The sequence below is a fragment of the Curtobacterium sp. TC1 genome (assembly GCF_019844075.1).
In the GTDB taxonomy this organism is placed as follows: Bacteria; Actinomycetota; Actinomycetes; order Actinomycetales; family Microbacteriaceae; genus Curtobacterium.
On sequence record NZ_CP081964.1, the window covers coordinates 1,708,046 to 1,734,568 of the forward strand.

A 26,523-nucleotide genomic window follows, 5' to 3' on the forward strand; every position below is an offset into this window, starting at 1 on the left:
TCAGGCGGGCCCGCCGGCGCGCTCGCCTTCGCCGGTCCACGAGCGGGTGCCACCGTCGTGCACGGGCAGCCGCGTGCGGTGCCCGGTCGAGGCGCCCCGCGCCCGGGCGATGGCGTCCGACGCGGACACGAGCGTCAGGTGCGACAGCACCTGCGGCGTGTTGCCGACGTGGTGGCCGGTGGTGACGTCGACCTCCTCGGACAGGATCCCGACGTCGTTCGCGTACCCGACGAGCACGTCCATGAGGCGTTCGGCGTCGTCGATCCGTCCCGAGGCCGCGTACTGCTCGACCAGCCAGAACGAGCACGCCAGGAACGGGTGCTCCGCGCCGGTGAGGCCGTCGAACCCGGACGACGTCCGGTACCGCAGCACGAGGCCGTCGGAGCCGGTCGACAGGTCCTGCTCGATGGCGGCGACGGTGCCTGCCATCCGGGCGTCGTGGGCGGAGACGTACCCGATCTGCGGCAGCACGAGCAGGCTCGCGTCGACCTCGTCGGTGTCGTAGTGCTGCCGGTAGCTGCCACGGGCGGCGTTCCAGCCGTGGTCCTCGATCTCGGCCCGCACCTGGTCGCGCAGGGTGCGCCAGCGGTCGACGGGCCCTTCGAGACCGAACTCCTCGACCGCCGCGACCCCACGGTCGAACGCGGCCCAGATCATGGCGCGCGAGTGCGTGAAGTGCCGTCGCGGGCCGCGCATCTCCCAGATGCCGTTGTCGGGCTCCTGCCAGTGCTCCTCGACGTAGCCGAGCAGGGCGCGCTGCAGGGCCCACGAGTCGGCGTTCTCCTCGACCCCGAGCTCGCGGGCGTCGTGCAGCGCTGCCAGGACCTCGCCGAACACGTCGCCCTGGTACTGCGTGTACGCGCCGTTGCCGACCCGGACGGGCGTCGAGCCGGCGTACCCGGGCAGGTGCGGGAGTTCGCGTTCCGGCAGTTCGCGCTCCCCGGCGATGCCGTACATGATCTGCACGTCGGCGGGGTCGCCGGCGATGGCGCGGAGCAGCCAGCCGCGCCAGTGTGCCGCCTCGTCGCGGTAGCCGTGCGCGATGAGGGAGGCGAGTGCGAGGGAGGCGTCGCGGAGCCACACGTAGCGGTAGTCCCAGTTGCGTTCGCCTCCCGGGTCCTCCGGCAGGCTGGTGGTCACGGCGGCCACCACGCCGCCGGTCTCGCCGTGGGTCATGGCGCGGAGCAGCAGGAGGGAGCGGCGGGCGGCGCCGGCGTAGCGACCCTCGGTGCGCGCCGTCGCCATCCAGTCCGTCCACCACGTCACGGTGCGGTGGAGTTCGGCGTCGACGTCGACGGGCGCCGGGGGCTCGCGGTGCGAGGGGTACCAGGTGAGGACGGTGTCCAGCACGTCGCCGTCGTGGATGGTCGCGGTGGCCGTGTGCCGGTGGTCCGATGCCCGGAACCGCGGGCCGCGCACGATGACCGACCCGGGGCCGGCGGTGGCGAGCAGTGCCGGGTCCTCGTCGCCGCCGATCTGGCGCACCCACGGCAGGGCGAGGGCGTAGTCGAACCGGATCCGCAGGGTCTGCTGCACCTCGACCGTGCCGCTCAGCCCGCGGACACGGCGGACGATGGACGGCCGGTGCGCGCCGACGGGCATGAACTCGGTCACCTCGACGACGCCGTCGGCCGTGGTCCAGACCGTCGACAGGACGAGCGTGTCGCCGTGGTACTTCCGGTGCGCGGTCGCCGTGGGGTCGGTCGGGCGGAGCGTCCAGTGCCCGTGATCCTCGGTGCCGAGCAGCGAGGCGAACGTCGCGGTGCTGTCGAAGCGCGGCAGGCACGTCCAGTCGATCGTGCCGTCGCGGCCGACGAGCGCGGCGGTCGAGGTGTCGCCGATGACGGCGTGGTCCTCGATGCGGTTCAGGGGAGTCGAGGGGGTCGCTGGTGGACGTTCGGCGTCGGCGGTCCGGTCCGGGTCCGTGTCGGTGCTCATGCCCCGATCGAACACCCGGTGGCCGAGCGCGGGGGATGAGCGGCCGGGTCGCCGGCCGTCTGCCGGCCGCGTGCCGTCGGTGTGCCTGAAACCTCGCTCAGGCCGGGTCGGAGGCGTCCGCCTCGGCGAGGCCGACGCGTGCGAGCTCGGACCAGAGTCCGGCGCCGTCCGGTGCGTAGACCCACGGCGCCGAGGTGTCGCGGGAGCGCTCCTGCGCTCGGGAGCGTCCACCGGCGAGGACCGCCTCGCTCGTGGACAGCTGTCGGATCGCGACGCCCGCGACGTTCTCGGGGTGTTCGCGGGCGAACTCGCCGTACAGCGACTCGTCGTGCTGGCCGTCGTCGCCCACGAGCAGCCACTGGACGTCCGGGAAGTCCTTCGCCAGACGTCGGAGGTTCTGCTGCTTGTGCAGTTGCCCGCTCCGGAAGAAGCGGTCGTGCGTGGGGCCCCAGTCGGTGAGCAGGAGTGTGCCCGACGGGTACATGTTGCGGGTCAGGAAGCGCTGCAGCGTCGGGGCGACGTTCCAGGCACCGGTGGACAGGTACACCGTCGGGGAGCCGGGGTGCTGCGCCTGCACGCGTTCGTACAGCACGGACATGCCCGGCACCGGGCGGCGGGCGTGCTCGGTGAGGACGAACGAGTTCCAGGCGGCCAGCATCGGGCGGGGGAGCGAGGTGACCATCACCGTGTCGTCGATGTCGGACAGCAGGCCGAAGCGGGTGTCGGGGTGCACGACGAACACGTCGGCCTCGACGTCGCGGCCGCCGCCGGCCGACAGGCGCACGGTGCGCCAGCCCGGTTCGAGGTCGATCGGCACGATGGTGTCGACGACCCCACCGCGGTCGGTCTCGACGACGTGCGAGACCCCGCCGGCGGTGACGGTGACCTCGGCGTGGTCGACCGCGACGCTCGTGAAGCTCTTCCACCCACGGACGCCGGCGTAGGAGACGTCGGAGGCGAGACCGCGGCGGGTCAGCAGCACACGGCACAGGATCCGGACCCATCCGGGGGCGCCGTAGCCCGTGTAGGGGACGACGGTCGGGACCAGGCCACGGCTGCGGGCACGGTGCTCGCGGAACTCCTGGACGGCGTCCTCGATGCGGGCCGCGCGGTGCAGGAGCGGCTCGGCCAACGACGGCTCGTGGGGCGTCGGGTCGGGCATCGCCCCATCATCCCATGCACGACCCGGAAGTCCACGTCCCAGGGTGCCTGTGGTGAGTCGCAGCCATGTTCCAGCCGGTCTCTGCGAAAATCGTCCTCGTCACACCAACCAACCGCGCTGGAGCGCAAGAGGAGAACACGTGCTCGTCACCGAGGTAACGAACGCTCTGCCGGGGGGATCATCACTGCTCAGGAACGAGCCGGTCCAAGCCCGCAGTTCGGCGCGCCTCGCGGGTCTGCTCGACGCTGCTGCCGCGGTGATCGACGAGATCGGTTTCGAACGACTCACGACCGCGATGGTCGCCGAACGGGCCGGGGCGTCCATCGGTACCGTCTACCGGTACTTCCCGGACCGCATCGCCGTGGTCGAGGCACTCGCCATCCGCTGCACGCAGCGCCTCGCGGCGCGCTTCGTCGCGGCGCTCGACGCGAGTGGCGCGGAGACCTGGCAGCAGGCCTGCGATGCGCTGATCGACGAGACGGCGGAGCTCTACCGCACCGAGCCGGGCTTCCGCGCGATCCGCTTCGGCGACACCGCGGACACCGGGACCGGTGACGCCGAAGACCGCATGGGGGCGCTCGGTGCCGCCGTCGGGCAGATCATGCGCGACCGGTTCGGTCTGCCCGACGACGAGCGCATCGCGCGGGCCTGGGTGGTGCTGGCCGAGTCCGGACACGCCGTGCTCGCACGGGCGCACCGCGACCGGGCGAACCCCGACACCGCGCTCATCGCCGAGTACCGCGCGATGAGCCGTGCGCACATGGAGTCGGTGGTCGCCGCCGGCTGAACCCGGCGCGGAACCCGCCCCCATCCGACCCGCCCGTGCTCTCCGAACAGGAGGCGCGGGCGTCGTCGTCCGCGCTGGTCCCGTCGTGCGCTCGGTCCTGTCCACAGCGGTGCGCACCTGTCCGGGACGCGCCGCGTGCCGGAACGGGTGAACCACTGTCGGACCTGGCGGGTACTCTCATCCGGAGTCGGGCTACCTCCGAACAGAAGGGCACCCATGATCGAGTTCCGCTCGGTTCGCAAGACCTACCCGGACGGCACCACCGCGGTCGACGACTTCGACCTCGTGATCCCGTCCCGGACCACCACCGTCTTCGTCGGTTCGAGCGGGTGCGGCAAGACGACGCTGCTGCGCATGATCAACCGGATGGTCGACCCCACCTCGGGTTCTGTGCAGATCGACGGCTCCGACGTCTCCGGCGTCGACCCGGTCAAGCTCCGTCGGAGCATCGGGTACGTCATGCAGAACTCCGGTCTGCTGCCGCACCGCAAGGTCGTCGACAACATCGCGACCGTGCCCCTGCTGACGGGGGCGTCGAAGGCCGACGCCCGCGCTCGTGCGCTCGAGCTCATGGACACCGTGGGACTCGACCGGGCGTTCGCCGACCGGTACCCGTCCCAGCTGTCCGGCGGGCAGCAGCAGCGTGTCGGTGTGGCCCGCGGGCTGGCCGTCGACCCGAACATCCTGCTCATGGACGAGCCCTTCGGCGCCGTCGACCCGCTGGTCCGCAACGACCTGCAGGACGAGCTCATCCGCCTGCAGCGCGAACTCGGCAAGACCGTCGTGTTCGTCACGCACGACATCGACGAGGCGTTCAAGCTCGGCGACCAGGTCGTCATCCTGAAGAAGGGCGGCGAGATCGCCCAGCAGGGCACGCCGTCCGAGATCCTTGCCGAGCCGGCCGACGACTTCGTCGCGAACTTCATCGGCGTGGGTCGTGGGCGTCGGTCGCTGCGGGTCGAGCACACCCCCACGGGCCCGATCGTCGTCGACGGTGACGGGCGCGCCGCCGGGGTCCTCACCGGACCGGTCAACGTCGTCGACGCCGCCGCCGCGGTGCAGGCCGACCCCACCTCGAACCAGGCCGGAGCGTCGCAGGACGCCCCGGGTGCTCCGGCGCAGGGTGGAGGCACCCGGTGAAGTGGGTGCTGGCGAACCTCGACACGATCCGTGACGCCACAGTCGCGCACCTGGCGATCGCCATCCCGCCGATCATCATCGCCTTCCTGCTGTCCATCCCCATCGGCTGGCTCGTCGTCCGGCTCCAGCGCCCCGGTGGATCGCGGTTCGCCTCCGGCGTCGGCAGCGGCATCGTGACGTTCGCCGGACTCCTCTACGCGATCCCGTCGCTGGCGCTGTTCGTGGCACTGCCGGGCATCATCGGCACCGGTCTGCAGAGCCCGGTCAACGTGGTGATCGGCCTGACGCTGTACGGCCTCGCCCTCATGGTCCGGTCGACGGTCGACGGGCTCACGTCGGTGGACTCCGGGACGAAGTCGGCATCGACCGCCATGGGGTACTCGTCGGCGCAGCGGTTCTTCCGCGTCGAACTGCCGCTCGCCGGGCCGGTGCTCCTCGCCGGGCTGCGGGTGGTGTCGGTCTCCACCATCTCGCTCACCACCGTCGGCGCGGTCCTCGGCATCCAGAGCCTCGGGTCGCTGTTCACGGACGGACTCGGCCGGGGCATCTACGAGGAGATCATCTCCGGCATCGTCATGGTCCTCGTGCTGGCGTTCGTGCTCGACGGTCTCCTCGTGCTGCTCGGCCGCATCGTGATGCCGTGGACCCGGACGGCCTCGGTGTCGCGCCGACAGACCCGTCGCGTGCTGCAGACCGCGGAGGTCTCCTCGTGATCATCGGACAGGCCTTCGCCTGGGTCTTCGACCCCACCAACTACTCCGGCTACAACGCGATCCCCGGACGGCTCTGGGAGCACGTCTGGATCACCCTGCTCGCCGTCGTGATCGCCTCGGTGATCGCGGTGCCGATCGGGTACGCCATCGGCCACACACGCCGCGCACGGGGCTTCTCGATCGCCGTGTCCGGGGGGATCCGGGCACTGCCGACGCTCGGTGTGCTCTCCCTGTTCGGACTCCTGCTCGGCATCGGACTGCAGGCGCCGCTCCTGGCGCTCGTCGTGCTGGCGATCCCCTCGGTGCTGGCCGGCGCCTACTCGGGGATCGAGTCGGTCGAACCCGTGACCGTCGACGCCGCGAAGGCGCAGGGCATGACGGGCTGGCAGATCCTGTGGAAGGTCGAGGTCCCGCTCGGCCTGCCCTTGCTGATCGGCGGGTTCCGCGCGGCCGTGCTGCAGGTCGTCGCGACGGCCACGCTCGCCGCCTACGTCGGTGCCGGCGGCCTCGGCGGCTACTTCTTCCTCGGTCTGAAGACCCAGGACTACGCCGAGATGCTCGGCGCCTCCATCCTCGTGATCGCACTCGCGATCGCGTTCGAGATCGTGTTCGCCGTGCTGCAGCGTGCGTCGGTGCCCAAGGGCACCGCCGACCCGTCGGCCCGGCAGCGCCAGGGATCGCGCGAGCGAGCCCGCAATCCCATCCCGGAAGGAAATCCATCGTGATCACAGCAAAGATCCGTGCGGGCGTCGCAGCAGCGCTCGCACTGGGCGTCGCCGCCGCCCTGACCGGCTGCGCGTCGAGCGACCCGCTCGACAGCGGCTCCAGTGCGTCGTCCGACTCGAAGACGATCGTCGTCGGCTCGCAGCAGTACTACTCGAACGAGATCATCGCCGAGCTCTACGCACAGGTCCTCGAGAAGAATGGCTTCGAGGTCGAGCGCAACTTCAACATCGGGCAGCGCGAGGTCTACATCCCGCAGCTCGAGAAGGGCGCAATCGACGTCATGCCCGAGTACAGCGGCAACCTGCTGCAGTACTTCGACAAGGACTCCAAGGCGAAGACCGCCGACGAGATCGACGAGGGCCTCGAGACGGCGCTGCCGAAGGGCCTCCGGGTCCTCGACGAGGCCGAGGCGACCGACCAGGACAGCTACACCGTCACGAAGCAGTTCTCCGAGGACAACGACGTGACGAGCCTGGCCGACCTGAAGGACGTCAAGTCCAAGCTCACGGTCGGCGCGAACTCCGAGTTCCAGACCCGTCCGTACGGTCCGAAGGGCTTGAAGTCGGTCTACGGCGTCGACGTCGACTTCAAGGCGGTCGAGGACTCCGGCGGAGCCCTGACGGTCAAGGCGCTGAAGGACGGCACCGTCCAGCTCGCCGACATCTACAGCGCCGACCCGAGCATCAAGGCGAACGACTTCGTCACGCTCGAGGACCCGGAGAACCTCATCCTGCCGCAGAACGTCATCCCCGTCGTCTCCGACAAGGTGAACGACAAGGCCGCGGACGCGATCGACTCGGTCAACGAGAAGCTGACCCCCGAGGCCCTGATCGAGCTCAACACCAAGAGCACGGCGGACAAGGAGAAGGCGTCCACCATCGCCAAGGAGTTCCTGACGGACGAGGGCCTGCTGTAACAGCAGTCTCCGCGAGTTAGACGACAGGCGTCGGGCAACTGCCCGGCGCCTGTCGTCGTTTCCGGCACCGCCGATCGGCACATTCGTGCCGCACGGTTGTGCCGATCACTGCCATTGCACGTTCGTGCACGGGACATTTCTACAAGTTGTCGAAGTGGGTGGTGGCGCGGTACGGTTGAAGAGTCCCAACGGCTGTGACATCTGATGTATCCGTTCCACAGGAAGACACTGACGTGCACCGACTGCGCGCGGCGACCCGACTGGGAAGTGCCGCATGACCGACCTCCTCGATCCGCTCATCCTGTCGCGGTGGCAGTTCGGTCTGACGACCATCTACCACTTCCTCTTCGTCCCGTTGACGATCGGCATGGCCGCCGTGGTGGCCGTGTTCCAGACCGCCTGGTACCGGACCGGTCGAGCGCACTACCTGCAGCTGACTAGGTTCTTCGGGCGGATCTTCCTCATCAACTTCGCGATGGGCGTCGTGACGGGCATCGTGCAGGAGTTCCAGTTCGGCATGAACTGGTCGAACTACTCGCGCTTCGTCGGTGACGTCTTCGGGGCGCCCCTCGCGCTCGAGGGGATCCTGGCGTTCTTCTTCGAAGCGGCGTTCATCGGCGTGTGGATCTTCGGCTGGGACCGTCTGCCGAAGGGGCTGCACCTGGCGAGCATCTGGTGCGTCAGTGCGGGCACGATCATGTCGGCGTACTTCATCATCGCCGCGAACGCGTTCATGCAGCACCCGGTCGGGTTCTCGATGAACGAGGCCAAGGGGCGCGCGGAGCTCACCGACATCTGGGCGGTCCTGGGCAACAAGGTCGCCCTCGCGGCGTTCCCGCACACGCTGTTCGCGTGCTTCATGGTCGCCGCGGCGGTCATCATCTCGGTCGCCGCGTACCACCTGGCGCGCAACCAGAACCTCGAGACGATGATGCCGGCGTTGAAGTTCGGCATGTGGACCATGGTCGCTGCGGGTGCCCTGACCGTGCTCACCGGCGACCAGCTCGGCCTGACGATGGTCGACACCCAGCCGATGAAGATGGCTGCGGCCGAGGCGCTGTACAACACGGCGACCGGCAAGGACGCCTCGTTCTCGATCTTCACCCTCGGCACCCCCGACGGCGTGCACGAACTGTTCTCGATCCGGGTGCCCTACCTGCTGTCGTTCCTGTCGACGCACACCTTCAACGGCACGGTCGAGGGCATCAACGACCTGCAGGCCCAGTACACGCAGGTGTACGGGCCCGGCGACTACAAGCCGATCATCTGGGTGACCTACTGGTCGTTCCGCTGGATGATCGCGCTCGGCGTCGGTGCGGTCGTGGTGTCGCTCGCCGGCCTCTGGCTGACCCGCAAGGGCCGCTTCCCGACGAAGCGCTGGATCTGGCGCGTCGCCACCTGGACCGTCCCGCTCCCGATGGCCGCGATGATCGTCGGCTGGATCTTCACCGAGATGGGTCGCCAGCCGTGGCTCGTGTTCGGGCTGCTCAAGACCAGCGATGGCGTCTCGCCGAACGTGACCGGGCTCGAGGTCCTCATCTCGCTCATCGTGTTCACCGTGATCTACGGCTCGCTGGCGGTGGTCGAGTTCAAGCTCATCAAGAAGGTCGCGCAAGAGGGCCCTGCCGCTCCGGCAGCGGTCGACGAGGAGACCGGCGAGGTCAAGCACGAAGTGACGGTGTACTGAGATGGATCTGCCTGTCCTCTGGTTCGCGATCGTCGGCGTGTTCTTCGTCGGCTACTTCGTCCTCGACGGCTTCGACTTCGGTGTCGGCATGTCCCTGCCCTTCCTCGGCAAGGACGACACCGACCGCCGGGTGCTCATCAACACGATCGGCCCGGTCTGGGACCTCAACGAGACCTGGGTCATCGTCGCGGGCGCCTGCCTGTTCGCGGCGTTCCCCGAGTGGTACGCGACGATGTTCTCCGGCTTCTACCTGGCGCTGCTGCTCATCCTGGCGGCGTTGATCCTGCGCGGCGTCTCGTTCGAGTACCGGCACCAGAACAAGCACCTCGAGTGGAAGCGCCGCTTCGACCTGATGATCATCGTCGGGTCCGCCGTGCCGTCGTTCCTCTGGGGCGTCGCGTTCGGCAACGTGGTGCGCGGGATCCCGATGGACTCCGGCCACAACTACACGGGCACGCTGTTCGACCTGCTCAACCCGTTCGCACTGCTCACCGGCGTGGCCACGCTGCTGGTGTTCTTCACCCACGGCGTCGTGTTCGTCGCGCTGAAGACCGAGGGCGAGATCCGCGAGCGCGCCAAGCGACTGGCGACCCGGGCCGGCATCCTGACGATCCTCGTCGGCGCCGCGTTCCTGGTCTGGATGGCGTTCGTCCGGGCGACCCCGGCCTCGCTCGTGCTCTCCGTGGTCGCGGCGCTCGCGCTGGTCCTGGCCGTGCTGTGCAACGCCTGGGGCAAGGAGGGCCGTGCGTTCACGCTGATGGCCGTCACCATCGCCGCGATCGTGCTCGCCATGTTCACGGCGGTCTTCCCGGACGTCATGCCCGCCACCAACGACCCGGCGAACAGCCTGAACGTGTACAACGCCTCGAGCGGCTCGTACACGCTGACGGTGATGAGCTGGGTGGCGCTGATCTTCGTCCCCCTCGTGTTCGCCTACCAGGCCTGGACCTACTGGGTGTTCCGCAAGCGTGTCTCGCGGGCCCAGGTCACCCAGGCCGCGCACTAGGCAGGCGACGGTGAAGCCGCTCGACCCGCGACTCCTGCGCCTGTCGCGGACGGCGCGCGGCTTCATCGTCGCGGCCGCCGGCACCGGCGTCCTCCGCACGGTCGCGACCATCGCGATCGCCTGGGGGATCGCCGCCGCCGTGACGCTCGGCATCGACGCGGTCCACGTCGGCCGTGTCCCGGACGCCCTCGGGCAGGCCCTCGCACTGCTCGGCGGAGCGTTCGTGCTCCGTGCCGTCGCGGCATGGGCGACCGACGACCTGGCGGCACGCGCCGCGGCGAAGGTGAAGAGCGAGATGCGCACGACGGTGCTCGCCCGCGCGGCCGAGCGCGGTCCGTCCTGGCTGGCGGGCCGCTCGAGTGCGGGGTTCGCCACCACCCTCGGGCCGGGGCTCGACGCGCTCGACGCCTACTTCGGCCGCTACCTGCCGCAGCTCGCGCTGACCGCGATCGCCACGCCGCTGCTGCTGGTCGCGATCGGCCTCGGTGACCTGACGAGCGGGCTGATCATCCTGTTCGCCCTGCCGGTCATCCCGGTGTTCATGATCCTGATCGGGCTCGCGACCCAGGCGCTGCAGCGGAAGCAGTCCGACGCCCTCGCGAAGCTCGGCGGCGCCTTCCTCGAGGCCGTCGAGGGCCTGTCCACGCTCAAGGTCTTCGGTCGTGCCCGCCGCCAGGTCGGCCGCATCGGTGTCGTCACGGACGAGTACCGTCGCGGCACGCTCGGGGTGCTCCGGCTGTCCTTCGTGAGCGGGTTCGCCCTCGAGCTCGCTGCGAGCCTGTCCGTCGCCCTCGTCGCGGTGTCGATCGGCATCCGGTTGGTCGACGGCTCGCTCGGGCTCGGGGCGGCGATGTTCGTCCTGGTCCTCGCTCCCGAGGCGTTCGCCCCCATCCGTCAGGTCGGTGCGGACTTCCACGCCGCCCAGGACGGCGTCGAGGCATCGGCAGCGGTCCTCGACGTGCTCGCCGACGACACGGACCCCGCGCCGCACGACGGTCCGGACACCATCGGCAGGCAGGCCGCGGGCGCGGACAGCGCGGCGGCGACGGCGTTGGCCGTGCACGGACTGACCGTCCGCCGGCCGGACGTGGTGATCGGCCCGCTCGACCTGCACGCCGGTCCCGGCACCGTCGTCGTCCTCGCCGGGCCGAGCGGCTCCGGCAAGTCGAGCCTGATCGCCGCGCTCCGCGGCGTCCTGCCGCACGACGGCACCGTCGTCGTGCCCGGTGCCGCCGGTACGACCGTCACCGAGCGCACCACCTGGGCCGACCAGCGCCCCCGCCTCGTGCGCGGGACCGTCGCCGAGAACGTCGCGCTCAGCGCGACCCCCGACGCCGCGGACGTGCGGACCGCGTTGCGCGACGCCGGGCTGGAGGTCGACCCGGGCCTCCCGATCGGCGCCGGGGGCAGCGGCCTGTCCGGCGGGCAGGCGCAGCGCGTCGCCGTCGCGCGGGCGCTGTACCGCGCCCGCCGGGTCGGCACGCCGTTGGTGCTGCTCGACGAGCCCACGTCGGCGCTCGACGCCGAGGCCGAGGCCCGTGTCGTCGCCGCGCTCCGCGGCCTCGCAGCCGACGGAGCCGTCGTCGTGGTCGCCAGCCACCGACCGGCGGTCGTCGCCGCGGCCGACGTCCGCGTCGACATCGGCACCGGCGGCTCGGTCACCGTCCGGACGGGGGCGCGCGCATGAGCCGGCAGTGGGGGTCGTCCCGGCAGCGGGCGCTGTCCCGGCAGCGGGCGCTGTCCCGGCAGCGGGCGCTGTCCCGGGAGGCCCGTGGGGGCTCCGTCCTGCGCCTCGCGTTGCCGCACGGGTCGGGATGGGCGAAGGCCGTCGCCGCCGGCGCGCTCAGCGCGGTCTGCGCCGTGGCACTCCTCGCCGCGAGCGGCTACCTCATCACCCGTGCCGCCGAGCACCCGCCGATCCTGTACCTGACCCTCGTGATGGTGGGCGTCCGGGCGTTCGCCCTCGGCAGGGCGGCGCTGCGCTACGTCGACCGGCTCGCCGGGCACGACGCGTCCTTCCGGCAGCTCGCGGTGGTGCGGACCGAGATGTACCGGCGGCTCGCCTCGGTCGCGCCGGCGGGATTGGGGAGCACCGGCCGCGGCGACCTGATGACCCGACTGGTCACCGACACGGACCGGCTGCAGGACCTGCCCATCCGCGTCGTCGGACCGCTGGTGTCCGCCGGGGTCGTCGCCGTGCTGTCCGTCGTCGCCGTGGCGTGCGTGTCGGTGCCGGCAGCCGTCGTGCTCGTGCTGGCCCTGGCGGTCGCGGCGCTGCTCGGGTCGGTCGTGACACGCTCGATCGCCGAGCGCTCCGATCGCGAGACCGCGGCGGACCGCGGCCGGGTCGCCGACCTCGTGCTCGACACCGTCCGGACGCTCGACGTCTTCGCCGCCTACGGCACCCTCGACGAGCGGCTGGCGCACATCGCCCGCCTCGACGCCGGCGTCACCCGAGCGGTGCGTCGTCGCGGCACGGTCGAGTCGCTCGTCGGCGCCCTGGTCGGGCTGCTCGGCGGCGCGGCGGTCATCGGGATCCTGGCCGTCGGTGCACCAGCCGTGGTGGCCGGGGCGCTCGACGGTCCACTCTGGGCGCTGACGGTGTTCGTGCCGCTCGCCCTGTTCGAGGTCATCGGGGGCGTACCGCTCGCCGTCCTCACGCTCCGCCGGGTGCGTGCCGCCGCCGAGCGGGTCGAGCAGGTCGTCCCGGCAGAGGTACCCGCGGGCATCGTGCCGGAACCCGAGCAGGACGCCGACCCCGCCGAACTGGCGGTGTCCGGGCCGGTCACCGTGGCGCTGCGCAACCTGACCGTGCAGTGGCCAGGAGCGCCGGCACCCGCGGTCGACGGGGCCTCGCTCGACCTGCGACCCGGCGAGGTCGTCGTGCTCGAGGGGCCGAGCGGCGCGGGGAAGTCCACCCTCGTCGACGCGCTCGTCCGGTTCGTCGACCACCGGGGCTCGTACACGCTCGACGGGACCTCGGCGAAGGACATGCACCCCGACGCCGTCCGTGCCCGCATCGGGCTCATCGAGCAGGATCCGTTCGTCTTCGACCAGTCCGTGCGGCAGAACCTGCTGTTCGCCCGCGAGACCGCCACCGACGACGAGCTGCTCGCGGTGCTCGACCGGGTCGGCCTCGGCGAGTGGGTCGGGCGTCGCGGTGGGCTCGACGCGTCGGTGGGGGAGCGCGGCGGTCTGGTGTCCGGCGGCCAGGCGCACCGCCTCGCCCTGGCCCGCGCCCTCCTGCACGCGTTCCCGGTGCTGGTGCTCGACGAACCCACGGCGGACATCGACCCGGACCTCGGCGACGCCGTCCTGCGCGACCTCGTGACGACGGCCCGCGCAGCGGGCCGCACGATCGTGATCGTGTCGCACGTGCCGGTCAGCACGGACCTGGTCGACCGCACCCTGCGGATGCGGGACGGGCGCCTGCTCGCAGGGTGAGCCGGCGGGCGGACGCGGGACGGGCCTCCCGGCTTGTATCGTTGACGACCGTGACCACCGAGCAGCACGCCGAGGACCCGAACGCCTACGACTTCCGTCGTATCCAGGAGAAGTGGCAGCCCCGCTGGGAAGAGCTCGGGCTCTTCACCACCGACCTCGACGACACCCGTCCGCGCAAGTACATCCTCGAGATGTTCCCGTACCCGTCCGGCGACCTCCACATGGGGCACGCCGAGAACTGGGCGCTCGGTGACTTCGTCGCGCGCTACTGGCGCCAGCAGGGCTTCAACGTCCTGCACCCCATCGGCTGGGACTCGTTCGGCCTGCCCGCCGAGAACGCCGCGATCAAGCGCGGGGTGGACCCGAAGGACTGGACCTACGCGAACATCGCGCAGCAGAAGGCGTCCTTCAAGCGCTACGCGCCGTCGTTCGACTGGAGCACCGAGATCCACACCTCGGACCCCGAGTACTACAAGTGGAACCAGTGGCTGTTCCTGAAGATGTACGAGAAGGGCCTGGCGTACCGCAAGGACAGCTGGGTCAACTGGGACCCGGTGGACCAGACCGTGCTCGCGAACGAGCAGGTCCTGCCGGACGGCACCTCGGACCGCTCCGGTGCCGTCGTCGTCAAGAAGAAGCTCACGCAGTGGTACTTCAAGATCACGGAGTACGCCGACCGCCTGCTCGACGACCTCAACCAGCTCGAGGGCCGGTGGCCCGCCAAGGTCATCGCGCAGCAGCGGAACTGGATCGGTCGCTCGGTCGGTGCCGACGTCGATTTCGTCATCGAGGGCCGGGACGAGCCCGTCACGGTCTTCACGACGCGACCCGACACGATCCACGGCGTGACGTTCCTGGTCGTCGCGCCGGATTCCGACCTGGCGGCTGAGCTCGTCTCGTCTGCTCCGGACGACGTCCGGGCTGCGTTCGATTCGTACCTGGTCGCCACCCAGAAGACCTCGGAGATCGACCGGCAGAACGCCGACCGGCCGAAGACCGGTGTGCCGCTCGGCCGCTTCGCGATCCACCCGCTCACGGGTGAGCGCCTGCCGATCTGGGCCGCCGACTACGTGCTCGCCGACTACGGTCACGGCGCGGTCATGGCCGTCCCGGCGCACGACCAGCGCGACCTCGACTTCGCGCGGGCGTTCGACCTGCCGGTGAAGGTCGTCGTCGACACCAACGCCGCCGTCACCGGTGCGATCCCGGTGATCACCGAGGACACCGAGCTGCCCGACCGCAACCCGGCCACGACCGGCGAGGCCCTGACGGGGCAGGGCCGGATGATCAACTCCGGGCCGCTCGACGGCATGTCGAAGCAGCACGCGATCACCGCCGCGATCTCGCTGCTCGAGGAGCGCGGGACCGGCCGCGCCGCCAAGACCTACCGCCTGCGCGACTGGCTCATCTCGCGCCAGCGCTTCTGGGGTACGCCGATCCCGATCATCCACGGTGCCGACGGCAGCGAGCACCCCGTGCCGCTCGACCAGCTGCCGGTGCGACTGCCCGACACCGACGGGCTCGACCTCAAGCCGAAGGGCACCTCGCCGCTCGGCGGCGCGACCGACTGGGTCAACGTGCCGAACCCGGTCGACGGCACGCCCGCGCTCCGTGACACCGACACGATGGACACCTTCGTCGACTCGTCGTGGTACTTCCTGCGCTTCCTGGCGGCGAACGACGACACCCAGGCGTTCGACCCCGCGATCGCCCGCAAGTGGGCGCCGGTCGACCAGTACATCGGCGGGATCGAGCACGCGATCCTGCACCTGCTGTACGCACGCTTCGTCACCAAGGTGCTGTTCGACCTCGGCTACCTCGACTTCACCGAGCCGTTCTCGGCGCTGCTCAACCAGGGCATGGTGCTGTCCGGTGGCTCGAAGATGTCGAAGTCCAAGGGCGGCGTCTCGCTCGGGGACGAGCTCGACGCGAACGGCGTCGACGCGATCCGTCTGGTGATGGGCTTCGCCGGGCCGCCGGAGGACGACATCAACTGGGAGGACGTCTCCCCGTCCGCCTCGGCACGCTTCCTGGCTCGCGCCTACCGCCTGGCGACCGACGTCACGTCGACTCCCGACGTCGTCTGGGCCGAGGGTGACCGCGCCCTGCGCCAGGTGACGCACCGGTTCCTGGCCGATGCGCCCGGACTGATGGAGTCGTTCAAGTTCAACGTCGTGATCGCGCGGCTCATGGACCTGGTGAACGTGACCCGCAAGGCGATCGACAGCGGCCCCGGTGCCGCCGACCCCGCCGTGCGCGAAGCCGTCGAGACCGTCACGCTCGGCCTCGCCGTGTTCGCGCCGTACACCGGCGAGGAGATGTGGGAGCAGCTCGGGTACGAGGCCACCGTCGCGCTGCACGGCTGGCGGAAGGCCGACCCGACGCTGCTCGTGCAGGAGACCCTGACGGCCGTCGTGCAGGTCAACGGCAAGGTGCGCGACTCGTTCGAGGTGTCGAAGTCGATCGAGCCGTCGGAGCTCGAGGCGCTCGCGCGGGCCTCCGCGAACGTGCAGCGGTACATCGGTGACCGCGAGATCGTGAAGGTCATCGTGCGGGCGCCGAAGCTCGTGAACATCGCGATCAAGGGGTAGTCGGAGCGCGTCGCTGGCCGCCCACAGGGTGGACGGCCGGCACGCCTGTCCACAGACCAGCACTCCGGAGCCCGGCCGATCGGCCGGGCTCCGTAGCGTTCCGGGCATGTCGTCGCCCTCGTCGCCCTCGTCGCCGGAACCGCGGTCACCGCACGGCGCGCCGTCGTCGGGACGCGTGCCGTGGTCACGGTTGGCGCTGTCGCCGCGGGCCGCGGTGGTGCTGGCCGGGGTCGTCGTGGCGGTCGCGCTCGTGGTGGTCCTGGTCGGGTCGTTGTCGGGGCGCGGTGGTGCCGGAGCGGGCGGGGTCGTGGTCAACGGGGCTCCGACCGTGTCGCCGACCGCCGGTCCGCCGGACGCCGGTTCGCCGACCGCAGACCCGGCAGCCGGTGAGGGGACGGCCACCACGGGCACGGCGGGTGTCGTGGTGCACGTGCTCGGGGCGGTCGAGCGCGACGGTGTGGTGCGCCTGGCGCCGTCGAGCCGGGTCACGGACGCGATCGAGCGAGCCGGCGGGGCGACGGCGGACGCCGACCTCGCTCGGTTGAACCTGGCCCGGGTGCTGACCGACGGGGAGCGGTTGTACGTGCCGCGGGTGGGCGAGGGCGAGGTCCCGTCGGCGCTCGATCCGGTGGACGGTGGCGCGGCCGCAGCGACCGGGGGCGGCGGGAGCGCGGACGACGGCGCGGGTGCGGCGGGACCCGGCGGCGCCGCCGTCGTCGACCTGAACAGTGCCGACCAGGCTGCGCTCGAGACCCTGCCCGGCATCGGTCCGGGGTTGGCCGGCCGGATCCTGGCCTGGCGCGACGAACACGGTCGGTTCACCGCGGTCGAGGACCTGCTCGACGTCAGCGGCATCGGCGACGTCCGGTTCGCCGAGCTCCGCGATCGTGTGCGGGTGTGAGCGGTGCCGGTCACGATGCCCGTACCCGTACAGCTGCGGCCGAGCGCGGCGGACCTGCGGGTGGCAGCGCCCGTCGTGACGGCCTGGATCGCCACGGCCGTGCTCGTCGGGGGACCGGGAGCGGCTCCCGTCGTCGCTGCCGTGGCCGCCGTGCTGGCCGGAGGGAGCGCGCTCGTGGCCGGCCGTCGTCGGCGGACGGCGTCTGCCTGCGCCGGCCCCGTGCTCCTCGCGGCAGGGCTGACCGCGCTGCTGGCGGTCTCGGTCGCCGTGGGGGAGACCCGCCGTGCACCGGAGCCGCTCCGGGCTCTCGCCTCCGGCTCGGGTGCCGTCCCGTTCGACGCGGTCCTGTCGCGCGACCTGGGCCCGGGTGACCGATCCGTGGTCGCGACGCTCGAGCGCGCCGACACCCTGGGCGCGCTCCGGGCACCGGTCCGGCTCGTGCCGGCGGGTGACGACCACGACAGGGTGCTGGCCGCGGGCACGCGGGTGACCGGTACCGGGACTCTCGAACCCGATGCCCCCGGAGCCGCGACCGCGTTCGTGCTCTTCGTCCGGGGTGCGCCGACCACTGAGCCTCCCGGCGGACTGCTCGGAGCGACCGACGTCGCTCGCCAGGCCTTCGTCCGCGCGACGGCCGGTCTGCCCGAGCCGGGGGCCGCGCTCCTGCGCGGCCTGGCGATCGGTGACCGTTCCGGCCTCGACCCGGAGACCGAGGCGGCCATGGAGACGTCGGCGCTGACCCACCTGACCGCGGTGTCCGGGTCGAACTGCGCCGTGGTGGTCGGCCTGGTGGTGGTGGTCGGGCGGCTCTGCGGTGCTCCCCGTGGCATCCGGGCGGCGTCGGCCGTCGCCGTCCTGCTCGCCTTCGTGGTGCTCGTCCGGCCCGACCCGTCGATCGTCCGGGCCACGGTGATGGCGGTCGTCGTGCTGGTCGTGCACCTGTCCGGCCGCCCCGTGCGCGGTGTGCCGCTCGTCGCACTGGCCGCGATCGGCATGCTCGTGGTGGACCCCTGGTTCGCGCGATCGTTCGGGTTCGCGCTGTCCGTGCTCGCCACGTCCGGCATCGTGGTGCTCGGACCACCGCTCACAACGCTGTTCGCCCGACGGCTGTGGGCGCCGATCGCCGTGTCACTGGCGGTGCCGGTGGCGGCGCAGGTCGAGTGCTGGCCCGTGACGATCCCGCTGTCGGCGGCCCTGCCGACCTACGCGGTGCCGGCGAACCTGCTGGCCGAGCCCCTGGCGCCGATCGTCACCGTCGTCGGCCTCGGTGCGTGTCTGCTCGCGCCGGTCTGGCCGTGGGGCGGGTCGGTGCTCGCAGCCGTCGCCTGGGTGCCCGCATCGGCGGTCGGTGGCATCGCCCACGGCGCCGCAGGACTGCCGTACGCGTCGGCTCCCTGGCCGGGCGGCACGGTCGGCGTGGGCGGCGCGGTGCTCGTCAGCGCGTGCCTCGCGGTCGCCGTGCTGAGCACACCGACGGTCAGGAACCGCCTGCTGCTCGTCGCGGGCGTGGTCGTCGTGGTCGGTGTCGCCGCCGTCGCGGTCCCGGTGCTGGTCGTGCGCGGCACCGTTCCGCGGGACTGGGCGGTCGCTGCGTGCGACGTCGGACAAGGGGACGCCGTGCTGGTCCGCGGCGGCACCCGCACGGCGTTGATCGACACCGGGGACGACCCGGAGCGCCTACGCGCCTGCCTCGAGCTGCTGCGGATCAGCAGGATCGACCTGCTCGTCCTCACGCACTTCGACCGCGACCACGTCGGTGCGGTGGACGAGGTCGCGGGCATGGTCGACACGGCACTGGTCGGACCCGTCGGTCGCGCATCGGACACCCGCGTCGTGCGGGACCTGCAGCGCGGTGGCGTCGACGTCCGGCGGGCCGACGACCGGGTGTCCGGTGTGCTCGGGCCGCTCAGCTGGCGCGTCGTGTGGCCGCGTGCGGGCGATCCGGACGCGGGCAACGACGCCAGCATCGTGCTCGTGACCGAGCCAACGCCGGGCGACGGCTGCTCCACGTGCCTGTCCGGGGTGTTCCTCGGCGACCTGGGCGAGACCGCGCAGCGTCGACTCCGTTCCGGTGGCGGGCTGCCCGCCGGCCCGCTCGACGTCGTGAAGGTCTCGCACCACGGTTCGGCGGACCAGGACCCGCTGCTGTACCGACAGCTCGCGGCCCGTGTCGGACTCGTCGGCGTCGGCGCGGACAACACCTACGGCCACCCGACACGCTCGGCGCTGTCGATGCTCGCGTCGGCGGGGACCGCGGCGTACCGGACCGACGAACTCGGCACCGTCGTGGTCGGTCGGACGGGCGCGGACGACCTGCGGGTGTGGACGGAGCGCACGCCGTCGGCGGCCGCCCGTAGGATCGTCGGAGCACTCGTCGCACCGGCACCGTCCGGGGCGGCACCACCGGAAGGACCGCATGCCCGCCAAGAAGCCCGCGCGCGCCGCAGCGAAGATCGACCAGGTGCCCTGGTCGGGGATCCGACCGGCTCCCGTCGTGCTCGTGACCGGACCCGAGGCGTTCCTGGCGGACCGTGCCAGCAGCGTGCTCAAGGACCTGCTCGTGGGCGAGGACCCGGCGCTCGAGGTGCACGACCTCGAAGCCGACCAGTACGCCCCCGGCCTGCTCGCGACGCTCGCGAGCCCCTCGCTGTTCGGCGAGCCGCGACTGGTGCGGGTCACCAACGTCGAGAAGTGCACCGACGCCTTCATCACCGAGACCATCTCGTACCTGCAGGCTCCAGCCGACGACGTCACCCTGGTGCTCCGGCACGGCGGCGGCGTACGCGGCAAGAAGCTCCTCGACACGATCCGCAGCGGCGTCGGCGGTGGCGTCGAGGTCCTGTGCGACGAGCTCAAGCGCGAGACCGACCGCATCGACTTCGTGAACGCCGAGTTCCGCGCCGCCCGACGCAAGATCGCGCCCTCGGCGGTCCGCACCCTCGTGGTGGCCTTCGCCGACGACCTGGCCGAACTCGCCGCCGCGTGCCGGCAGCTCCTGGCGGACGAGGCGCAGGAGATCACCGACAAGGTCGTCGACAAGTACTACGGCGGTCGCGTCGAGACGAACGCGTTCAAGGTGGCCGACATCGCCCTGGCCGGACGCTCCGCCCCGGCGATCGTCGAGCTGCGGCACGCACTGACCACCGGCGAAGCGCCCGTGCCGATCGTCGCCGCGTTCGCGAGCAAGATCCGCACGATGGCGAAGGTCAGCGCGTTCCGCGGGCCGAGCGGCCAGGCGGCGTCGGCGCTCGGCATGGCGCCGTGGCAGGTGCAGCGCGCGCAGCGTGACGTCGCCGGGTGGTCCGAAGCCGGACTCGCGAATGCGATCACGAGCATCGCCGAGGCGGACACCGCGGTGAAGGGCGGCTCGCGCGACGCGCACTACGCGCTCGAGGTCATGGTCCGCACCATCGCCCGACGCGGCGAGGCGCGCTGAGGCGACCCGCGTCTCCCGGTCGTCGAGCGGTCGTCGAGCGGTCGTCGTGCGCCCACACCCGCGCGCTTGGTGAGCAGCAATGGTCGAGTGCCGACCTGCCACCCGACCATTTCTGCTCACGAAGCGTGCGGCCCGCGACGCAGGCCGCACACCCCGCCCACCCCGCCCACGCCCCCCGAAGCCCCCGCGCACGACGAAGGCCCCGCACCGAACGGTGCGGGGCCTTCGTGCAGCACTCAGGAGATCAGAGCGATGCAACCTTCTTCGCGATGGCCGACTTGCGGTTCGCGGCCTGGTTGCGGTGGATGACACCCTTGCTCACGGCCTTGTCGAGCTTCTTCGACGCGGTGGCCAGGGCGGCAACGGCCTTGTCCTTGTCGCCAGCGGCAACGGCCTCGTTGGTGTGACGGATGAACGTCTTGAGCTCCGACTTGTAGGCCTTGTTGCGCTCGGTGGCCTTGAGGTTGGTCTTGATGCGCTTGATCTGCGACTTGATGTTCGCCATGTGTAGCTCCTGCTTCGTCTCGTACGGGTGGGCGCGACCGCGGGGTAGAGGGGCCCTCGGTCGCATCGCGTTCCACCCGTGGGCGGGGAACGCGCAAGCCAGCCACCAACATTACCAGGCGAACGGCCCGCCACCAAAGCACGAAACACCGCCGGATCGGCGTGATCTCGCGGCAACATGCACCGGATACGGTGACGGACATGCCATCCCTCGCACCTCGGATCGACACCGTGCCCGCCTCCGGCATCCGGAGGGTCTTCGAGCAGGCAGCGCTGCTGCAGTCCGCCGGGACCGCGGTCACGATGCTCGTGATCGGCGAACCCGACGTCCCGGTGGCACCGCACATCGGCGACGCCGCCCGTCGCGCCTGGACCGAGGACCGCACCGACTACACGCCGAACGGCGGCATCGCACCCCTGCGCGAAGCGGTCCGCGACAAGCTCCGCCGCGAGAACCGCATCGAGGCCGACCTCGAACAGATCTGGATGACGATCGGCGCGACCCAGGCGCTGTTCCAGGCGATGACGCTGACGCTGAGCCCCGGCGACGAGGTCCTGGTGCCGGACCCGGGCTACACGACCTTCACGATGAACGCGCACATCCTGGGGGCGACGCCGGTGCCGTACCGGCTCGAGCCGCAGCACGGGTTCGAACCCGACCTCGAGGCGCTCGAGGCGAGCATCACCGAGCGAACCCGCGTGCTCGTCGTGAACTCCCCGTCGAACCCGCTCGGCGCGGTGTTCGGCGAGGACACCCTCCGCGCGCTCCTGGCCTTCGCGAAGCGCCACGACCTGTGGGTCATCAGCGACGAGGTCTACGAGTACTTCACCTACGGCACCCGCCACGTCAGCCTGGCCGCGCTCGACGAGGACGACCGGGTGTTCTCCGCGTTCTCGCTCAGCAAGACCTACGCCATGACGGGTGTCCGTGTCGGGTACCTCGTCACCCCGAAGGGCCTCGGGCCGACGATGCGCACGACGCAGGAGGCGATGATCAGCTGCGTCGCTGAACCGGACCAGTACGCGGCACTGGCGGCGATCGTGGGGGACCACTCCGCGGTGCGCGACGCCCGCGAGCACTACCGCGCGAACCTCGAGGTCGCGAAGCAGGTGCTGGACACCGCCGGCATCCGGTACCTCGACCCGCGTGGCGCGTTCTACCTGTGGATCGACGTGTCGCACGCCTCGGACGGCGACGTCGCGGCGTGGGCGCTCGGCCTCCTGCAGCGCGAGGCCGTCGCGGTCGCGCCGGGCAGCGCCTTCGGCCGCTCCGGCGAGGGCTGGATCCGCGTGTGCCTGGCCGCCACCCCCGACGACCTGCGGCGCGGCCTGGGTGCGCTGCCCGCACCGGCGCACGCCTCCGTCTGACGGGCGGTCGCGGCCAGGAGGCCCGGTGCCGGTCGGCGCGACAGCGCACGGTGCGCAGTCCTCCACCTGGTGCGAGGATGCTCGCCCCGTGCCGCGCAGCATCCGGTCACGGGGCGGTCAACCGCGCACGGGCCCGCCGACCTCGCACCGTGCGGGGCCGGCACAACGGCGCGAGGGCGCACCAAGCGCGCATCGCACGTCGCCCAGTCGCGCCGTGCCTCCAGAGCCGGTGAAGCATGGGAGACTGGGCCGACCGTCCGACCCACCTGAGGAACCGTGAGCCCACAAGCATCCGCTCCGCTCGAGCCCGCCGCGACCCCGGCCGGCGCGATCCGCAACTTCTGCATCATCGCGCACATCGACCACGGCAAGTCCACGCTGGCCGACCGCATGCTGCAGATGACCGGCGTCGTCGAGGAGCGCGCGATGCGCGCGCAGTACCTCGACCGCATGGACATCGAGCGCGAGCGCGGCATCACGATCAAGTCGCAGGCCGTGCGCATGCCGTGGGAACTCGACGGTGAGACCTTCGCGCTCAACATGATCGACACCCCCGGACACGTCGACTTCTCGTACGAGGTCTCCCGTTCCCTGGCGGCGTGCGAGGGCGCGATCCTGCTCGTCGACGCCGCCCAGGGCATCGAGGCGCAGACGCTGGCCAACCTGTACCTGGCGCTCGAGAACGACCTCGAGATCATCCCGGTGCTCAACAAGATCGACCTGCCGGCAGCGGAACCCGAGAAGTACGCGGCCGAGCTCGCGCAGCTCATCGGCGGCAAGCCGGAGGACGTCCTGCGCGTCTCCGGCAAGACCGGTGTCGGCGTGCCCGAACTCCTCGACCTGGTGGTCCGGCGTGTGCCGGCCCCCGTCGGCGACGTCGAGGCTGCGCCCCGCGCGATGATCTTCGACTCGGTCTACGACAGCTACCGCGGCGTCGTGACGTACATCCGGATGATCGACGGCTCCATCAAGCCGCGCGAGAAGGTCCAGATGATGTCGACGAAGTCGACGCACGAGATCCTCGAGATCGGGGTGTCGAGCCCCGAGCCGATCCCGACGAAGGGGCTCTCCGTCGGCGAGGTCGGGTACCTCATCACCGGCGTCAAGGACGTCCGCCAGTCCAAGGTCGGCGACACCGTCACGAGCGCGCAGAAGCCCGCGACCGACGCGCTGCCCGGCTACACGGACCCGAAGCCGATGGTGTTCTCGGGCCTGTACCCGATCGACGGGTCGGACTACCCGGACCTCCGCGACGCGCTCGACAAGCTCAAGCTCTCCGACGCGGCCCTCGTCTACGAACCCGAGACGTCGGTGGCGCTCGGCTTCGGCTTCCGCTGCGGGTTCCTCGGCCTGCTGCACCTCGAGATCATCACCGAGCGGCTCTCGCGCGAGTTCGGGCTCGACCTCATCACGACCGCGCCCAGCGTGATCTACGAGGTCACGAACGAGGACAACTCCGTGACCGAGGTCACGAACCCGTCCGAGTTCCCCGGCGGCCGCATCGTCGAGGTCCGCGAACCCATGGTCCGCGCAGCGATCCTCGCCCCGAAGGACTACGTCGGCGCGATCATGGAGCTGTGCCAGTCGCGGCGCGGCTCCCTGCTCGGCATGGAGTACCTCGGCGAGGACCGCGTCGAGATCCGCTACGAGATGCCCCTCGGCGAGATCGTGTTCGACTTCTTCGACCAGCTGAAGAGCAAGACGCAGGGCTATGCCTCGCTCGACTACGAGCCCATCGGCGACCAGGCGGCCGACCTCGTCAAGGTCGACATCCTGCTGCAGGGCGACCAGGTCGACGCGTTCAGCGCGATCGTGCACCGCGACAAGGCGTACGCCTACGGCACCCTGATGACCGAGCGGCTGCGCAAGCTCATCCCGCGCCAGCAGTTCGAGGTGCCGATCCAGGCGGCCATCGGTGCCCGCATCATCGCCCGCGAGAGCATCCGCGCGATGCGCAAGGACGTCCTGGCGAAGTGCTACGGCGGTGACATCACCCGCAAGCGCAAGCTCCTCGAGAAGCAGAAGGAGGGCAAGAAGCGCATGAAGACCATCGGTCGGGTCGAGGTCCCGCAGGAGGCCTTCATCGCCGCGCTGTCCGGCGACGTCGAGGAAAAGAAGAAGTAGCGACGGGTCAGCGGGCCCGTGCGGCCCGCGCCCGCAGCACGGCCAGGCAGAGGGCCGGGAGGCTCGCAGCGGCCAGTCCCGCCAGTGCGGTCCGCAGGATGACCAGCCCGGCGGCCGCACCGAAGTCGGTCTGCTGGGTCGCGGCGACGCCGGACACCACGGCCCCGAGGGCCAGGACGACCGTCACGGCGCCGAGCCACTGCGGCATCCTCGTGGCCCGGTGCCGCCGGACCGCGGACACGAGGGTGGCCCCGAACAGCAGGACCCCCGCTCCGGCGCAGCACGCACCGACCGCCGCGATCGCGTTCGCGGTGTCGAAGGCGTCCCACTGTGCCGGTGGCACCGCGACGTATCGTGCGGACGAGCCGATGCCGGCGGTCGTCGCGTCGACCAGGACACGCGCGAGCGCGGCGGCGCCGAAGGCGACGAGCGTGAGCGCGGCGAGGGTCGCGGTCCGACGGTCGACGGACCGCCAGGGCGCGGGGGTGGAGCGGGGCACGTTGCAACGATAGGGGCGTGGCGGCCGCGGGTCGGGCCTCCAGTTCGGGGTGCACGTGAACCGGACGACGCGGCCCGGGCGACGCGACCTGAGCGGTGATCGGTTCGATCCGACCGGGCAGGCGCAAGTAGGCTGGCGGCATGAGCATCCGCGGGAGCTACCGGACCGCCCTGACCTACGGCGCGGTGGGGGCGACCCAGGCGTCGGACCTCATGACGTACCCGCCCGAGGGGTTCACCCCCAGTGAATCGCGTGCGCGGATCGGGCACGGCGACCAGCGGTTCGAGACCGCGGTGACGCAGGCCCTGACGTGGCAGATCCAGGAGCGCAGCGGGATCCGCGTGCGTGTCGAGGAACAGCCCGACGACGACGAGGTCCGGTACAACCCGGTGACCTTCGACGACGACGGCGTCCCGATCGCCCCGGCCTCGATCGGCACGCCCCGGGTCGAGAAGTTCGCGCCGGACGGCACTCCGCTGGTGACCGCGGGCACCTCGGCGACCCTCACGATGCACGCCTTCGGCCGGACCGTGCAGGCGCCCGTCCGGGTCGTGTCGATCATCGACGAGCACGACCGCAAGGGCTTCGCGTACGGCACGCTCGAGGGGCACCCGCTCTCCGGCGAGGAGTCGTTCGTCGTCGAACGCACGTCGGACGGCTCCGTGTGGCTGCAGATCCGGCAGTTCTCGCAGCCGTCGAGCCGGAAGTGGCGGTTCGTCGCGCCGCTGCTGCGTCGCCAGCAGAAGGTGATGGCGGAGCAGTACCTGGCGGCGCTGCGGGGCGACTAGCGGCGCGGGCGCGGGCGTGGGCGTGCGTGTGCGCGCCTGGGCGTGTGCGTGCCCGTTCGTACGCGTGCCCGCTAGCGCGCTTGTGCGCGTGGTCAGCGCAACGGGGGCAGTGCCGCGATGGCGTCCTCGATCAGGCCGGCGTCGACCCGGCAGTCCCGCGCGACCGTGACCGCGTTCGTCGCTCGCAGGGCCTCGACGTCGAACACCCCGGTGGCGACCGCCAAGAAGGGGATGCCGGCGGCGTCCGCGGCCTCGCCGTCACGCGGGGTGTCGCCGACGATCACGGCCCGGGTGCCGGCGAGTTCCGCCGCCGCACGGGTGGTGACGTCGGCGCGCTCGACCTCGGTGTCGCCGAAGTAGGAATGGTCCCAGTCGAACAGGCCCTCGTCGAACCCGGCACCGGCCAGCTTGACGCGGGCTCGGTACTCGGAGTTGCCGGTGAGCAGGCCGTTCCGCCAGCCCAGCTCCGCGAACCGGGTGAGGAGCGCGGTGGCGCCGGGGACGGGTGAGCGGTGGTCGCCCGAGGCGTGCCGCTCGGCGGTGAGGTCGCGCAGGTGGCCGCTCACCGTCGGGATGATGGTGTCGTCGAACGCGTGGGCGCGGACGTGCTCGGCGATGAGCCCGGCGTCCGTTCGACCGTGCTGGTGTCCGACGCGCAGGGTGAGGTCACGGCCGACCGCCCGCTCGAGCGCGAGGTGGTAGAGGTTGCCCGGGGACGACGCGTTCATCACGAGGGTGCCGTCGATGTCCCACAGGACCGTGGTGGGGACGGGATGGTGCTCCATGACTCCCA

At 71.4% G+C, this 26,523-nt stretch carries 20 protein-coding genes and 1 pseudogene; 16 read left to right on the forward strand and 5 right to left on the reverse strand.

Going from position 1 to position 26,523, the window contains the following annotated elements:
• Both KZI27_RS09195 and KZI27_RS09200 read right to left on the reverse strand, forming a co-directional pair.
• The gene (locus KZI27_RS09195; RefSeq protein ID WP_222660769.1) at positions 1-1,938 is read right to left on the reverse strand and encodes a glycoside hydrolase family 15 protein; all 1,938 of its coding nucleotides are present in this window, start codon (positions 1,936-1,938) and stop codon (positions 1-3) included.
• Between the two features lie 97 nt (positions 1,939-2,035).
• Positions 2,036-3,100, reverse strand: coding sequence for an App1 family protein (locus KZI27_RS09200; protein WP_111085765.1), 1,065 nt, complete (start codon positions 3,098-3,100; stop codon positions 2,036-2,038).
• A gap of 139 nt (positions 3,101-3,239) precedes the next feature.
• On the opposite strand from KZI27_RS09200, the gene KZI27_RS09205 reads away from it, so the two are divergent.
• The 13 genes and pseudogenes from KZI27_RS09205 (at position 3,240) to holA (ending at position 20,447) form a co-directional block, all read left to right on the forward strand.
• Positions 3,240-3,887 (forward strand): TetR/AcrR family transcriptional regulator, encoded by a 648-nt coding sequence (locus tag KZI27_RS09205; protein WP_260233051.1) that lies wholly within the window; start codon positions 3,240-3,242, stop codon positions 3,885-3,887.
• Positions 3,888-4,103: 216 nt separating this feature from the next.
• Entirely contained in the window at positions 4,104-5,027 is a 924-nt protein-coding gene (locus KZI27_RS09210) for an ABC transporter ATP-binding protein (protein WP_123312919.1), read from the forward strand.
• A complete protein-coding gene (locus KZI27_RS09215; RefSeq protein WP_222660771.1) occupies positions 5,024-5,740 on the forward strand; it encodes an ABC transporter permease in 717 nt (238 codons plus the stop codon). Before KZI27_RS09210 ends, KZI27_RS09215 begins: the two co-directional genes overlap by 4 nt.
• Positions 5,737-6,465, forward strand: coding sequence for an ABC transporter permease (locus KZI27_RS09220; protein WP_123313146.1), 729 nt, complete (start codon positions 5,737-5,739; stop codon positions 6,463-6,465). Before KZI27_RS09215 ends, KZI27_RS09220 begins: the two co-directional genes overlap by 4 nt.
• Complete coding sequence (locus tag KZI27_RS09225; protein WP_222660773.1) at positions 6,462-7,382, forward strand: ABC transporter substrate-binding protein; 921 nt, start codon at positions 6,462-6,464, stop codon at positions 7,380-7,382. Before KZI27_RS09220 ends, KZI27_RS09225 begins: the two co-directional genes overlap by 4 nt.
• A 274-nt stretch (positions 7,383-7,656) precedes the next feature.
• Entirely contained in the window at positions 7,657-9,069 is a 1,413-nt protein-coding gene (locus KZI27_RS09230; protein WP_222660775.1) for a cytochrome ubiquinol oxidase subunit I, read from the forward strand.
• 1 nt (position 9,070) lies between these two features.
• A complete protein-coding gene (gene cydB / locus KZI27_RS09235) occupies positions 9,071-10,075 on the forward strand; it encodes a cytochrome d ubiquinol oxidase subunit II (RefSeq protein WP_222660777.1) in 1,005 nt (334 codons plus the stop codon).
• Between the two features lie 10 nt (positions 10,076-10,085).
• On the forward strand, positions 10,086-11,762 hold the full coding sequence (gene cydD / locus KZI27_RS09240; protein WP_222660779.1) for a thiol reductant ABC exporter subunit CydD: 1,677 nt from the start codon (positions 10,086-10,088) through the stop codon (positions 11,760-11,762).
• Positions 11,759-13,519: a thiol reductant ABC exporter subunit CydC gene (cydC, locus tag KZI27_RS09245; RefSeq protein WP_222660781.1), complete on the forward strand. Its 1,761-nt coding sequence runs from the start codon at positions 11,759-11,761 to the stop codon at positions 13,517-13,519. The genes cydD and cydC overlap by 4 nt, the downstream gene beginning before the upstream one ends.
• 50 nt (positions 13,520-13,569) lie before the next feature.
• Positions 13,570-16,110, forward strand: a complete 2,541-nt coding sequence (gene leuS, locus KZI27_RS09250; protein ID WP_222660783.1) for a leucine--tRNA ligase — start codon at positions 13,570-13,572, stop codon at positions 16,108-16,110.
• Positions 16,111-16,216: 106 nt separating this feature from the next.
• Positions 16,217-17,011: a ComEA family DNA-binding protein gene (locus tag KZI27_RS09255; protein WP_222660785.1), complete on the forward strand. Its 795-nt coding sequence runs from the start codon at positions 16,217-16,219 to the stop codon at positions 17,009-17,011.
• Between the two features lie 720 nt (positions 17,012-17,731).
• Positions 17,732-19,084: pseudogene (locus KZI27_RS20455) on the forward strand (ComEC/Rec2 family competence protein); the annotation flags it as partial.
• Positions 19,085-19,427: 343 nt separating this feature from the next.
• Positions 19,428-20,447 (forward strand): DNA polymerase III subunit delta, encoded by a 1,020-nt coding sequence (gene holA, locus KZI27_RS09270; RefSeq protein ID WP_222660789.1) that lies wholly within the window; start codon positions 19,428-19,430, stop codon positions 20,445-20,447.
• A gap of 244 nt (positions 20,448-20,691) precedes the next feature.
• On the opposite strand, the gene rpsT is transcribed toward holA, so the two are convergent.
• Entirely contained in the window at positions 20,692-20,952 is a 261-nt protein-coding gene (gene rpsT, locus KZI27_RS09275; protein ID WP_123312910.1) for a 30S ribosomal protein S20, read from the reverse strand.
• A gap of 200 nt (positions 20,953-21,152) precedes the next feature.
• Here rpsT and KZI27_RS09280 point away from each other — a divergent pair, with 200 nt between their 5' ends.
• Both KZI27_RS09280 and lepA read left to right on the forward strand, forming a co-directional pair.
• Positions 21,153-22,319, forward strand: a complete 1,167-nt coding sequence (locus tag KZI27_RS09280; protein WP_222660791.1) for a pyridoxal phosphate-dependent aminotransferase — start codon at positions 21,153-21,155, stop codon at positions 22,317-22,319.
• 276 nt (positions 22,320-22,595) lie between these two features.
• Positions 22,596-24,443, forward strand: coding sequence for a translation elongation factor 4 (gene lepA / locus KZI27_RS09285; RefSeq protein WP_111085750.1), 1,848 nt, complete (start codon positions 22,596-22,598; stop codon positions 24,441-24,443).
• A 7-nt stretch (positions 24,444-24,450) separates the two neighbouring features.
• Here the strand turns inward: lepA and KZI27_RS09290 are convergent, their stop codons facing one another.
• Entirely contained in the window at positions 24,451-24,942 is a 492-nt protein-coding gene (locus KZI27_RS09290; protein WP_222660793.1) for a hypothetical protein, read from the reverse strand.
• 140 nt (positions 24,943-25,082) lie between these two features.
• Here KZI27_RS09290 and KZI27_RS09295 point away from each other — a divergent pair, with 140 nt between their 5' ends.
• On the forward strand, positions 25,083-25,730 hold the full coding sequence (locus tag KZI27_RS09295; protein ID WP_222660795.1) for a DUF1990 family protein: 648 nt from the start codon (positions 25,083-25,085) through the stop codon (positions 25,728-25,730).
• 92 nt (positions 25,731-25,822) lie between these two features.
• Here the strand turns inward: KZI27_RS09295 and KZI27_RS09300 are convergent, their stop codons facing one another.
• Positions 25,823-26,515: an HAD family hydrolase gene (locus KZI27_RS09300; protein WP_222660797.1), complete on the reverse strand. Its 693-nt coding sequence runs from the start codon at positions 26,513-26,515 to the stop codon at positions 25,823-25,825.
• Positions 26,516-26,523: the final 8 nt, after the last annotated feature.

What these genes read in the sequence shown, in the direction of transcription:
- KZI27_RS09195 (WP_222660769.1), bottom strand. Translation starts at nt 1,938, where the DNA reads ATGAGCACCGACACGGACCCGGACCGGACCGCCGACGCCGAACGTCCA.
- KZI27_RS09200 (WP_111085765.1), bottom strand. Translation starts at nt 3,100, where the DNA reads ATGCCCGACCCGACGCCCCACGAGCCGTCGTTGGCCGAGCCGCTCCTG.
- KZI27_RS09210 (WP_123312919.1), top strand. Translation starts at nt 4,104, where the DNA reads ATGATCGAGTTCCGCTCGGTTCGCAAGACCTACCCGGACGGCACCACC.
- KZI27_RS09230 (WP_222660775.1), top strand. Translation starts at nt 7,657, where the DNA reads ATGACCGACCTCCTCGATCCGCTCATCCTGTCGCGGTGGCAGTTCGGT.
- cydB (WP_222660777.1), top strand. Translation starts at nt 9,071, where the DNA reads ATGGATCTGCCTGTCCTCTGGTTCGCGATCGTCGGCGTGTTCTTCGTC.
- cydC (WP_222660781.1), top strand. Translation starts at nt 11,759, where the DNA reads ATGAGCCGGCAGTGGGGGTCGTCCCGGCAGCGGGCGCTGTCCCGGCAG.
- KZI27_RS09255 (WP_222660785.1), top strand. Translation starts at nt 16,217, where the DNA reads ATGTCGTCGCCCTCGTCGCCCTCGTCGCCGGAACCGCGGTCACCGCAC.
- holA (WP_222660789.1), top strand. Translation starts at nt 19,428, where the DNA reads ATGCCCGCCAAGAAGCCCGCGCGCGCCGCAGCGAAGATCGACCAGGTG.
- rpsT (WP_123312910.1), bottom strand. Translation starts at nt 20,952, where the DNA reads ATGGCGAACATCAAGTCGCAGATCAAGCGCATCAAGACCAACCTCAAG.
- KZI27_RS09280 (WP_222660791.1), top strand. Translation starts at nt 21,153, where the DNA reads ATGCCATCCCTCGCACCTCGGATCGACACCGTGCCCGCCTCCGGCATC.
- KZI27_RS09295 (WP_222660795.1), top strand. Translation starts at nt 25,083, where the DNA reads ATGAGCATCCGCGGGAGCTACCGGACCGCCCTGACCTACGGCGCGGTG.
- KZI27_RS09300 (WP_222660797.1), bottom strand. Translation starts at nt 26,515, where the DNA reads ATGGAGCACCATCCCGTCCCCACCACGGTCCTGTGGGACATCGACGGC.